Genomic DNA, 11,543 nt, shown 5'->3' with positions numbered 1-11,543 from the left:
CCGCGAGGAACGAGTGGGCCGTATCGAGACCAACGCATGAAACCGGGTTACGTGCGTTTGACCTCAATGCATTGGGGTCAGATGCACGTAACCCGGTTTCATGCCCGAGGGGGCGCGTAGCCGGTCAGTGGTGGGTGAGGGCGTACGTCGTCGTCGCCAGCTCGGTCAGGCCGGCCCGGGCGAGGCGCGGCTCGGGCTCGCTCACGGACCGCTCGAGACGGTCCACCTGCCAGGCGGGGGCGTACAGCCGGTCGACCTCGGGCTCGGGCACCGAGAACGGCGGGCCGTCCATGCGGGACTGGTCGTAGTCGAGGGTGACGACCAGGCCGCGGGTGCCGGGCGCGAGGTGATCGAACAGCCGCGCGTAGCGGGGCCGGTCTTCGGCGGGCAGCGCGATGAGCGACGCCCGGTCGAAGACCGCGGTGCAACCGCCGAGGCCGGCCAGGTCGAGGTCGAAGACGTCGCCGCGGATCAGCTCGTAGTGCCCGGCGACGTGGTGCACGCCGTACGCCGACTCGTGCACGTCGGGCTGCAGCCCACGCTCGGCGAAGAACTGGTCGATCGCCAGCTGGGACAGCTCGACGCCGAGCACCGGGTGGCCGTGCTCGACCAGCCAGACCATGTCGAGGCTCTTGCCGGCCAGCGGCACGAAGACCCGCGCGCCGGCCGGCACGCCGAGCCCGGGCCAGTGCTGCTCGAGCTGGGGCGTGACCGTCTGCTGGTGGAAGCCGATCCGTCCCTCGGCCCACCGCTGCTCCCACATCTGCGCGTCCATGACGCCATCCTCGCGGGTGAGGTCGCGGGGGCCGGCCAGCAGGCCCTGACCGGCGCATGAAACCGGGTTAGGTGCGTTTGACCTCAATGCATTGGGGTCAGATGCACGTAACCCGGTTTCATGCCCGACGGGGGGTCAGGGGGTGGCTGGGTCAGGTCGTGGGGGGCGGGGTGGCGCGCAGGGTGGCGACCTCGAAGGCGCCCAGGTCGAAGGAGACCCAGCCGTCGGCGTCGGGCTCGAGGCCGGCGTCGGGGAGCGGTTCTTCGAGCAGGTTCGCCCGGCGTACGTCCGTGGCCGGCACGGCGAACCGGACCCGCCCGCGCGTGCGGCCCCCGAGGGCCTCGTGCACCCGGACGACCAGGTCGCCGGAGCGGTCGGCGGCCTGCTTCACCGCGGTGCGGACCACCCCCTCGCCGTCGACCTCGACGATCGGCGCGACCGGCTCGCCGCCGGTGATCTCGCGAGCCGGGGTGTTGAGCACCTCGCCCTCGCGCGCGGCGATCGCGGCGTCGGCGCCGACGACCAGGCCGTAGCGGTGGGTCTGCTCGCCCTGGTCGGTCTCGGGGTCGGGGAAGCGCGGCGCGCGCAGCAGCGACAGCCGCAGCGTGGTGGTCGGACCGTCGTCGGTGACGTCGCGCGTCACGTCGTAGCCGTAGGTCGAGTCGTTGACCAGCGCCACCCCGAAGCCGCGCTCCTCGACCAGCACGAAGCGGTGCATCGACACCTCGAACTTCGCGGCCTCCCACGAGGTGTTGGTGTGCGTGACGCGCTTGTGGTGGCCGAACTGGGTCTCGGCCGCGGTGTGCTCGGCGCGCACGTCGAGCGGGAAGGCGACCTTGAGGAACTTCTCGGTCTCGTGCCAGTCGGTGGTCTGGTCGACGGTCAGCGTGCGGCTGCCGGGCGCCAGCGAAAGCACTTGTCGCACAGTCGATTCCGGCGTGATGGCCCGCTCGATGGTCACGGTGGCGACGCCGTCGACGACCTCGCCGGCGATGCTCTCGACGTCGCGCAGGTCGGTCACCCGGTTGCGGTAGAAGCGGTCGACGTCCCACGCGTCCCACAGGTTCGGGAAGTCCTGGTGCAGCTGCAGCAGGTTGGCCTCGCCGCCGGGCGCGATCGCCTCGCGGCCGGTGGCGACGTCGACGGCCGAGGTGATCAGACCCTCGCTCGTGACGACGACGCGCACGACGCCGTTGTCGAGCACGAACCCGCCGTCGCGCTCCTCCAGCGCGGTGCCGTCCGCGGCCGGCGCGTCGAGCAGGCCGACGCCGCCGGCGGGGGTGCCGTCGATGGCGTACGAGCTCGCGTTGGCGAGCAGCGCGGTCTCGCCTGCCCCGGTGAGCGCCTCGAGCGAGCGGGCGACGATCGCCTCGGCGGCGGCGGTGACCCGGGCGTACTGCGCCACGGCCTCGCGGTGCACCCACGCGATCGAGGTGCCGGGGAGGATGTCGTGGAACTGCTGCAGCAGCACCTGGTGCCACAGGGCGTCGAGCTCGTCGTGGGGGTAGTCCAGCCCGGCGCGCGCCGCGGCGGTCGCCGCCCACAGCTCGGCCTCGACGAGCAGGTGCTCGGTGCGCCGGTTGCCCTGCTTGGTCTTGTGCTGCGAGGTGAGGGTGGCGCGGTGCAGCTCGAGATAGAGCTCGCCCACCCAGACCGGCGCGTCGGCCAGCTCCTCGCGGGCGCGGGCGAAGAAGTCGTCGGGGTGCTCCCAGCGCACCTGCGCGCTGCCCTCGAGGTCGGCCAGCCGCTGCGCCTTGCCGACCATCTCGCGGGTGGTGCCGCCGCCGCCGTCGCCCCAGCCGACGGGGGCGATCGAGCCGGTGGCGACCCGGTTCTCGCGGAACTGGGTCGAGGCCTTGGCGACCTCGGAGCCGGACAGCTGGGAGTTGTAGGTGTCCATCGGCGGGAAGTGGCTGAACACCCGGGAGCCGTCGATGCCCTCCCACCAGAACGTGTGGTGCGGGAACTTGTTGACCTGGTTCCAGGAGATCTTCTGGGTGAAGAACCAGTCGAAGCCGGCGCGGCGCACCAGCTGCGGCAGCGCCGGCGAGTAGCCGAAGCTGTCGGGCAGCCACACGCCGTGGGTGCGCACGCCGAGCTCGGTCTCGAAGAACCGCTGGCCGTAGAGGAACTGGCGCACCAGCGACTCGCCCGACGGCATCACGGTGTCGCTCTCGACCCACATGCCGCCGAGCGGCACGAACCGGCCGGCGGCCACGGCGTCCTTGACCCGCTGCCAGACCTCGGGGCGGTGCTCCTTGATCCAGGCGTACTGCTGGGCGCTGGACATGCCGTAGCGGAAGTCGTCGGTCTCGTCGATGAGCGCGGTCATCGAGGAGGTGGTGCGGGCGACCTTGCGGATCGTCTCGCGCACCGGCCACAGCCAGGCCGAGTCGATGTGCGCGTGGCCGATGGCCGAGATCTGGTGGGCGCTGGCGTCGGAGCGCTGGTCGAGCACCCCGCGCAGCGCGGCGCGCGCGTCGGGCGCGGTCTGCGAGATGCGTTGCAGGTCAAGGCGATCCAGCGCGTCGTCGAGCGCCTGGAGGACGCGCATGCGGCGCGGGCCCTCGGGCAGCTCCGCCTGCAGCTCGAAGAGCACCTCGAGGTCGAGGGCGAGGTCGTGCACCTCGGCGTCGAAGACGGCCAGGTCCATCCGGCGGGTGGTGTAGAGCGGCTTCGGCGAGGAGGTCTGGACGTCGCCCTCCTGCGTCGGCAGGAAGGGGTGGTAGTCCAGCAGCACCGGGTTGCTCGCGCCCTCGACGAACAGCTCGACGGTCTCGCCGCCCTCGGCCGGGTCGGCCACGAGCACCCACTGGTTGCGCGGGTTGAGCGACTTCACCGGCGTCAGGTCGGGGCGGTAGACCAGCCCCTCGCACTGGAAGCCGGTCATGTTGGTGTCGAAGCCGAGGTCGACCACGACCTCGACGCGCCGGCCCGCCCACTCCTGCGGGACGGTGCCGGTGAGCCGGAACCAGGTGGTGCCCCACGCCGGGCCCCACGGGGTGCCGACGGAGTAGGGCTCGTAGTCCAGCTCGAGACCCTCGGCCGGCGGCACGGGCTCGCCGGGCAGCTGGTGCACCTCGACGGTCAGCGGCTGCGACTCGGGGTGCACCGCGGGCCACACCCGCTCGGTCAGGACTCGCCGGACGCGGCCGACGGTGAGCGAGATGTCATCGTGCACGGTGCTGCTCCTGGGTGGTGTCGAGGTCGGGGTCGTCCGCCCGCGACGGGTCGGCAGCGAGCACCTCGACCTGTCGCAGGCTGCAGTCTTCCAGGGCGGTCAGGCGTACGTCCGTGGCGGCGCCGCCCGCGCCGTCCAGGGAGAAGACCCGCGTCTGACGGGTCCAGCGGAAGCGGGCGTCACGCAGCTCGGTGCGCTGCACCACGGTGTCTCCGGCGAGCACCTCCACGACGACCGAGATCGTCGCCGGCTCGCCGATCGTAAACGACAGCAACGAGATCGGCGACGGTTCGGACAGACGCACGGTGACCGCGTCACCCGGGCGAAGGCGTACGTCGTGGTCGGCTGCGTCGTCGACGAGCGCGGTTGCGCCCGCCACCCCGGAGGCCGCCTCGGCGAGGTCGGCCGGCGGGGTGCGGAAGCCGTGCAGCTGGGAGGCCGACGGCGGGCGGCTGTCGCGCGCCCAGCCCTGCGGGGTGCGGGCCAGGTCGAACTCGATGCGCGAGCCGCGGGCGAGCACCTCGTGCGGGAGGGTGATCTCGTGCCACGGCTCGCCGTCGACGCGCACCGCGCGCACGAACCGCGCCGCCGGGTCGAAGTCGGGCACCGTGATCGTGGTGACCGCGTCCCCGCCGAGCGGCCGGATGCGGGTCTGCGGCACCGCGGGCGGCAGCAGCACGAACGTGCCGGTGGCCGGGACCAGCGGGTAGAGGCCGACGGTCGCGAAGGTCCACCACGCGCTCATCTCGCCGTTGTCCTCGTCGCCGGGGTATCCCTGGCCCAGGTCGGACCCGACGAAGAGGCGGTCGAGACAGTCGCGCACGACCGCGTGGGCGTCGTCGTGGCGCCCGGCGAACATGTACATGAACGGGATGTGGTGCGCCGGCTGGTTGGACAGCCCCAGCATGCCGAGGCGCACGTCGCGCGCCTCGGCCATCTCGTGGATCACGAATCCGTAGTGACCGGAGAGGGATTCGGCGGCCGTCTCGGGGGTCGCGAGCAGCGCGTCGAGCGCCGCACCGAACCGCGCCTCGCCGCCGTAGAGCCCCACCAGCCCCGCCCCGTCGTGCGGCGCGGTGAACCGGGTGCCCCACGCGTTGGTCTCGGTGTAGTCGTGGCCCCACTCGGCCGGGTCGAAGCCCGGTCGCCAGGCCCCGTCGGCGTCGCGCCCGCGGAAGAAGCCGCTGTCCCGGTCGAAGACCAGGGCGTACGCCAGCGACCGGCGCGCGAGGTACTCGTGCTCGGCGGCCCAGTCGTGGTCGGCGTCGTCGGTCGCACCGTCACCGACGAGCCGCGCCGCCAGCTGTGCGCCACCCCAGTCGTTGATCGCGTTGTCGAGCGTCCACGACATGCCTTCGTGGGTGGCGGTGTCGATGAAGCCGCGAAAGATCCCGCGCGACAAGCCTTTTCGGCCGACGCGCTGGTCGTCGGCGGGCACGGTCGCGTTCTTCAGCACGGTGTCGTACGCCGCCCGCAGGTCGATCCCGGGCACTCCCCTCAGCGCGAGGTCGGCGAGGACCACGTCGAGGGTCGTGCCGGTCATGCAGTCCTCGGCGCCGGGCGCGCTCCAGCGCGGCGTCCAGCCGCACAGGTCGGCGTGCCGCACGAAACCCTGCGCCAGCTCGCCGGCCGTGCCGGGCTCGAGCAGCGCGAGGAGCGGCCACTCGGTGCGGTAAGTGTCCCAGAACCCGTTGGTCGTGCTCACCTCGCCCGCGGTGACCTCGAACGGCGGATAGGGCGAGGCGAAGGCCGGCTCGTCGCGGCCGGCCCGCTCGCCCATCCGGTTGGGATAGAGGAACGACCGGTAGAGCCCGGAGGCGAGCGAGACCTGCTGGTCGGCGGTCTCGCCGGCGACCTCGACCGTCGCGAGACGCTCGCGCCACGCGGCCTCTGCGGCACCGCACATCTGGTCGAAATCGCCTGCGGCAGAGAGGTTCTCGCGGGCCTGGGCGACGTCGACGGTGGAGATGCCGAGCCCGGCCTCCACCTGGCCGCGGGCGTCGGGACGCACCACGACGAAGCCCTGCAGCCGGCCGTCCTCGACGGTCAGCCGCTCGGCGACCGCGCCAGCGACGCGCAGGTGCACGAAGTGCGGCGGGGTGCCCTCGCGGTCGTCCAGCCGCAGCTCGACGACGGCCTCGCCGTCGCGCACCGCCACCTGCACGTCGGTCACGGTGCCGTGGTGGTCGAGCACCAGCGACCCCTGCTCGCCGGGGAGGCCGAACCGCATGCCGAGGGCGTGCTCGCCGGCGGTCAGCTCGGCCGTGACACCGTCGTCGAGCCGCACGGCGTAGCGGTGCGGCCCGGCGTGCTCGTCGGCGTGGTCGAACCCCAGGGCCCGCCCCTGCGGCGACACGTCGGGGTCGGTCGAGGCGCTCGGCATCACCTGGAACACCCCGCGGTCACCCATCCACGGGCTCGGCAGGTGCGAGGTGGCGAACGCCTGCAGTGCCGGTCGCGCGTCGTCGCGCAGGTGGCCGGCCCAGGAGTAGGGCCAGGACCGGCTGGTCGCGTCGGTCGTCGGCAGCCCGAAGACCCCGCCGTGCGGCAGCCCGACGAGCGGCGCGTTGTTGCCGCGGGAGAACCGGTCGGAGGAGTGCGAGCCGCGGCGGGTGTCGACGCTGCCGAGCCCGGGCTCGAGCACGGGCACCGGCCGCACCGCCACCTCGTCGACGTGCGCGCGCAGCGCGCGCCGCGGCGAGGCCACCACGACGGCGTACGCCTCCCGCACCCGGCGACCGGCCACCGGGTCGAGGGTGACCCGGCGCAGGTTCCACTGGTCGACCCAGGTGCGTCGCGCGGCGGCCTGCGCGGCCGGGTCGACGGCGCCGGCGTACTGGTCCAGCGCACCGGACGCGCTCAGCCAGGTGCCGTCGTCGAGCAGCAGGTCGACCGCGAGAGCCGTTGCGTCCCAACGGGACCCGAGATCATCGGTCCCCTCGGGGAAGACCGTCCAGCACAGCTGCGTGCCGGCCTCGAGCGCGGTCCCGGCAAGCACGCCGGGCAGCAGCACGCGCTGCACGCCCTCGCCGGGCGGGACCTCGACCAGCCACGGGTCGGGGCGGGTCAGGCCGGTGCCCGGGCGCGCCGCGACCGCTGCCGCGGGCCCGGGGCCGCGGGTCGCCGCCGTCACCACCGGGGGCGAGCCGCGCCGACGAAGCTGGCGGCGTCGGGCAGCAGCGGCAGCACCGACGCCTGGTAGGCGTGATAGATGTCGGGCCGGCCCGGCCAGACCGTGGCCGACGGCTGGTTGTCGGGGCCGAGCTCGTGCACCCACGACCCGTCGGTGGGGTCGATGAGGTGGGTGCGGGCGTAGTCCCACCAGCGGGCGCCGTCGTCGAGGTAGCGCTGCTCCCCCGTCGCCCGGTGCAGCACCGCGGCGGTGGCGGTGGCCTCGGCCAGCACCCAGTGCATCCGCTCGCGCACGACCGGCCGGTCGTCGAAGTCGGTGGTGTAGACGAACCCGTCGGCGCCGTCGACCGCCCAGCCGCGCTGCACGCCGGCGTCGTAGAGGCCGACCGCGTCGGGCAGCAGCCAGTCGGCCGCCGCGTCGCCCTGGGCGGTGCGCACCGCGAGCGCCAGCCGCGACCACTCCAGCAGGTGCCCGATGGTCACGCCGTAGGGGCGGAACGGGTGGCCCGGCTCGTCGATGTTGTAGTCGAGGATCGGGCGCCACCCGGTGTCGAAGTGCTCGGGCAGGCGCCAGTCGTGCTCGCGCGCGAAGCCGTGCACGACCCGCTCGGTGATGCGCGCGGCCCGCTCGCGCAGCCCCGCGTCGCCGGTCACGTCGGCCGCGGCCAGCAGCGCCTCGACCGTGTGCATGTTGGCGTTGACGCCGCGATAGTCGTCGAGCCGGGTCCACGCGGCGTCCCACTCGTCGACCGACATGCCGGCCTGCTCGTCCCAGAAGCGCTGGTCGAGCACGGCCAGCGCCTCGTCGAGCAGCGCCTGCCCGTCGGGGTGGCCGGCGCCGGTGGCCGACGCGGCCGCGAGCACGACGAACGCGTGGGCGTAGGCCTCCTTCAGGTCCGGGCGGCTGGTGTCGGAGAACCAGCCCCCGTGCTCGGTGTCGCGCAGCGGCCCGGTCAGCGCGCGTACGCCCACGTCGACCAGGTCCTGCGCCTCGCCCGACCCGTGCAGCGCGCCGAGCGCGGCCACGTGGGTCATCCGGGAGGTGATCCAGGTGGCGACCGGCCGGGAGGGTCGAGCTCGCTGGCGTCGTCGAGGCAGCCGAAGCCGCCGTCGGGGTGGACCGCGCGGCCCACCAGGGCCAGCAGCCGGCGCCCCTCGTCGTCGAACCAGTGCGTGTCCGGCAGCGTCATCCCGGTCATCCCTTCACCGCGCCTTCCTCGACTCCCTTGAAGAAGAATCGTTGCAGCACGGCGAACAGCACCGCGATCGGGATGAAGGCGATCATCGTGCCGGCGGCGATGACCCGCGGGTTGAGCGTGAACGCGCCGGAGAGGTACTGCAGGCCCACGGTGAGCGTGTAGTTCTGCGGGTCGGTGAGCACGATGAGCGGCCACAGGAAGTCGTCCCAGGCGCCGATGAACGCGAAGATGCAGATCACGCTGAGCATCCCGCGCACCGACGGCAGCCCGATGTAGCGCAGCCGCTGCCAGGCGTTGGCCCCGTCGATCTTGGCCGACATCTCCAGCTCCTCGGGGATGGCCGCGAACGCCACCCGCATGAGCAGCACGTTGAGCATGCCGATCATCCCGGGCAGGGCGACCCCGAGCAGGGTGTCGGCGAGACCCATCGAGCGGACCGTGACGTACTGCGCGATGATCGTCGCCTCGCCGGGGAGGATCAGGGTGGCGAGCAGCAGCCCGAAGACCAGCTTGCGCCCCTTCCACTCCAGCCGGGCGAGGGCGTACCCCGCGCAGGTCGCCCCGATCACGTTGCCGCCGACGACCAGCACCGCGACGATGATCGAGTTCAGCGCGTAGCTCCAGACCGGGATGGTCTCGGCCACCGCGCTGTAGTTGGTCAGCGTCGGCGACTCCGGCAGGAAGCGCGGCGTCGCGGTGTAGACGTCCTCGGTCGGGCTCTTCAGCGACGTCGACAGCTGCCACAGGAACGGCCCGATGGTGATGAGCAGCACCACCACGAGCAGGACGTAGCGGATCGCCATCTCCTTGCCGGACATCCGGCTGAAGGAGTACGACCGTCGCCGGCTCGCGCGTCCGCCGCCCCCGCCGGTGCCCGGCTCGGTCGGCTCGGCGCCCTGCGTCACGGTGGCGACGCCGGTGGGGGCACTCATGCCTGCCCCTCCTTCCGGTTGAGCCGCGCCAGCAGCAGCATCGGCACCAGCGTGATGAAGAACAGCAGCAGGCTCAGCGCCGAGGCGTAGCCGAGGTTGCCGTTGAAGCCGCGGCTGTAGAGCTGGATGAGCATGACGACCGAGCTGACATAGCCACCCGGGCCGCCGGTCTCGTTGGTCATGACGTAGAGCTCGGTGAAGATGCGCAGCGCCGACACGGTGATCAGGATCGTGACGAGCAGCATCGTGCCGCGCACGCCGGGGAGGGTGACCGACAGGAACCGCCGGACCGGGCCGGCGCCGTCGACGGCGGCCGCCTCGTGCAGCTCGCGCGGCACGTTCCCGAGCGCCGACAGGTAGATGATCATGTAGTAGCCGAGGCCCTTCCAGACCGTGAGGCTGATCGCGCTGAGCAGCAGCAGCCACCGGTCGCTGAGGAACGGCAGCGGGCCCGAGAGGATCCCGAGCTGCTGGGCGATGGAGTTGATCGCGCCGCGGTCGTCGAGCATCCAGTTCCAGATGAGCGCGACGACCACGGCCGAGGCGATCACCGGGGTGTAGAACGCGGTCCGGAAGAAGGTGATCCCGGGCAGCTTCTTCTCCACCAGCAACGCGAGCAGCAGCGGCAGCAGGGTCAGCAGCGGGACGCACACCAGCATGTAGACCACGCTGTTGAGCAGGGCGTGGGCGAGCTGGGTGTCGTCCAGCATCCGCTCGAAGTTGGCCAGCCCGACGAGCCGGCCGCCGCCGAGCGGCTTGGCGTCGGTGAACGCCAGGAACACGGTGTTGATCGCCGGCCAGATGTTGAACACCACCAGCCACACCACGGCGGGTGCGACCAGCAGCCAGGGGGTGAACCAGCGTTGCTGCTGGATGGTCGAGCCGGAGCGCACCTCAGCTTCCTGGCCGTTGTTCAGCAGCTCGTTGCACTTCTTCACGGCGTCGTCGAGCGCCTTCTTGGAGCTGACCTTGCCCGAGATCGCGAGCGCGAACTGCTGGTCGATGAAGGTGGCCATCGCCGAGTCGACGACGACCGGCTGCAGCAGCTTGGCGGTCTTGAGGGTGTTGAACGCCATGACCTTGGCGTCACCCGCGGGCGTGCCGTCGCTCTTGCTGAAGAACGGGTCCTTGCTGGAGGCCGTCGTGCTCGGGAAGACGCCGGGCACCTCCTTGGCGAACTGCGCCTGGTTCTGCGGGTTCGTGACCCACCGCGCCAGGGCGATCGCGGCCGGCAGGTTCTTGCTCTTGGACGAGACCGACAGGCCCTGGACGTACAGCGGGCCGGTGCCGAACGCCTTGCTCGGCACGACCTGCTTGGCCAGCGTCGGGTTCGACTCGGCGATGCTCGGGATGGTGTTGCCGCCGCCGGTGGTCCAGCCGACCTTCTGCTGGTTGAACAGCTCGCTGTTGCCGAGGTACTTGCTGGACAGCACGTCGCGCGGCATGAGCCCGTCGCTGTACGCCTTCCGGTACTTGTCCAGCAGCGCCACCGCCTGCGGGGTGTTGAAGACGAACTTCTTGCCGTCCTCGCTGAGGATCGGGATGCCCTCCTGCGCGAGGTCGCCGACGCCCGGCTTGCGGCTCATCAGGTAGTCCTTGCCGCCGGACTTGGTCTTCACCGTGCCGGCCGCGCTGATCAGGCTGTCCAGGTCGGTCGGCAGCTGGTCGGTGTTGATGCCGTTGCGCTTGAGCATCGCCGTGTTCCAGTAGTTCACGTCGGTGCCGAGGTACCACGGGTAGCCGAAGGTGCCCTTGGTGCCGGCGTACTGGTAGGCCTCGAGCCCGCCGGGCACGAAGTCGCGGGTGAGGTTGCTGTCCTGGGTCGAGACGTCCAGCAGCATGTTCTGCCTGACCATCGGCAGCGCGAAGTCGGGCGGCAGGTTGACGACGTCGGGCAGGGTGCCCGAGCTGGCCTGGCTGAGCACCTTGTCGGAGTAGCCGTCGCCGGGCTGGTCGAGCCAGTTGACCTTGACCCCGGGGTACTCCTTCTCGAAGCCGCTGATCACGCCCTGCATGTACTTGGTGAACTTCGGCTTCAGCGCCCAGGTCTGGATCGAGACCGTGCCCTTGACCTCGCCGGTGACGCTGCTGGTCGGCTGCGCCGAGCTGCCCGCGTCGCCGCCTCCGATGCCACAACCGGTGGCCACCAGCGCCACCCCGATCGCCCCTGCCGCGATGCCGTGCCGGCGTCCTGCGCCCATGATGGCCACTCCTTCGTCGTCCGCTGTTCTTAAGCGGTTTAGTCGTCCGCTACTATCCCCACAGCGCGGTACGCCGTCAAGGACTTCACGCAAAACCGCTCGCCGAGCCGCGGGCGCACCGCA

Annotated in this window: 7 protein-coding genes; all 7 read right to left on the bottom strand. The window is 72.0% G+C overall.

The window, feature by feature from the left end; all coding sequences use genetic code 11:
- Nucleotides 1–124 precede the first annotated feature (124 nt).
- The 7 genes from QUE40_RS00410 to QUE40_RS18665 all read right to left on the bottom strand — a co-directional run bounded on the left by QUE40_RS00410 (nt 125) and on the right by QUE40_RS18665 (nt 11,420).
- Nucleotides 125–775 (bottom strand): thiopurine S-methyltransferase, encoded by a 651-nt coding sequence (locus QUE40_RS00410; protein ID WP_289231979.1) that lies wholly within the window; start codon nt 773–775, stop codon nt 125–127.
- Between the two features lie 151 nt (nt 776–926).
- Nucleotides 927–3,956 carry an alpha-mannosidase gene (locus QUE40_RS00405; RefSeq protein ID WP_289231978.1) on the bottom strand — a complete coding sequence of 1,010 codons (3,030 nt, stop codon included), beginning with the start codon at nt 3,954–3,956 and terminating at the stop codon, nt 927–929.
- The gene (locus QUE40_RS00400) at nt 3,946–7,089 is read right to left on the bottom strand and encodes a GH92 family glycosyl hydrolase (RefSeq protein ID WP_289231977.1); all 3,144 of its coding nucleotides are present in this window, start codon (nt 7,087–7,089) and stop codon (nt 3,946–3,948) included. Before QUE40_RS00400 ends, QUE40_RS00405 begins: the two co-directional genes overlap by 11 nt.
- Nucleotides 7,086–8,123, bottom strand: a complete 1,038-nt coding sequence (locus QUE40_RS00395; protein ID WP_289231976.1) for an AGE family epimerase/isomerase — start codon at nt 8,121–8,123, stop codon at nt 7,086–7,088. The genes QUE40_RS00400 and QUE40_RS00395 overlap by 4 nt, the downstream gene beginning before the upstream one ends.
- Nucleotides 8,120–8,278, bottom strand: a complete 159-nt coding sequence (locus QUE40_RS00390) for a hypothetical protein (protein ID WP_289231975.1) — start codon at nt 8,276–8,278, stop codon at nt 8,120–8,122. The genes QUE40_RS00395 and QUE40_RS00390 overlap by 4 nt, the downstream gene beginning before the upstream one ends.
- Nucleotides 8,279–8,283: 5 nt before the next feature.
- On the bottom strand, nt 8,284–9,219 hold the full coding sequence (locus tag QUE40_RS00385; RefSeq protein ID WP_289231974.1) for a carbohydrate ABC transporter permease: 936 nt from the start codon (nt 9,217–9,219) through the stop codon (nt 8,284–8,286).
- Entirely contained in the window at nt 9,216–11,420 is a 2,205-nt protein-coding gene (locus QUE40_RS18665) for an extracellular solute-binding protein (protein WP_350227021.1), read from the bottom strand. The genes QUE40_RS00385 and QUE40_RS18665 overlap by 4 nt, the downstream gene beginning before the upstream one ends.
- Nucleotides 11,421–11,543 lie beyond the last annotated feature (123 nt).

The sequence above is a fragment of the Barrientosiimonas endolithica genome (genome assembly GCF_030296655.1).
In the GTDB taxonomy this organism is placed as follows: Bacteria; Actinomycetota; Actinomycetes; order Actinomycetales; family Dermatophilaceae; genus Barrientosiimonas; species Barrientosiimonas humi.
This window is presented reverse-complemented; position numbering and strand designations above follow the sequence as displayed.

What these genes read in the sequence shown, in the direction of transcription:
- QUE40_RS00410 (WP_289231979.1), bottom strand. Translation starts at nt 775, where the DNA reads ATGGACGCGCAGATGTGGGAGCAGCGGTGGGCCGAGGGACGGATCGGC.
- QUE40_RS00395 (WP_289231976.1), bottom strand. Translation starts at nt 8,123, where the DNA reads ATGACCCACGTGGCCGCGCTCGGCGCGCTGCACGGGTCGGGCGAGGCG.
- QUE40_RS00390 (WP_289231975.1), bottom strand. Translation starts at nt 8,278, where the DNA reads ATGACGCTGCCGGACACGCACTGGTTCGACGACGAGGGGCGCCGGCTG.
- QUE40_RS00385 (WP_289231974.1), bottom strand. Translation starts at nt 9,219, where the DNA reads ATGAGTGCCCCCACCGGCGTCGCCACCGTGACGCAGGGCGCCGAGCCG.
- QUE40_RS18665 (WP_350227021.1), bottom strand. Translation starts at nt 11,420, where the DNA reads ATGGGCGCAGGACGCCGGCACGGCATCGCGGCAGGGGCGATCGGGGTG.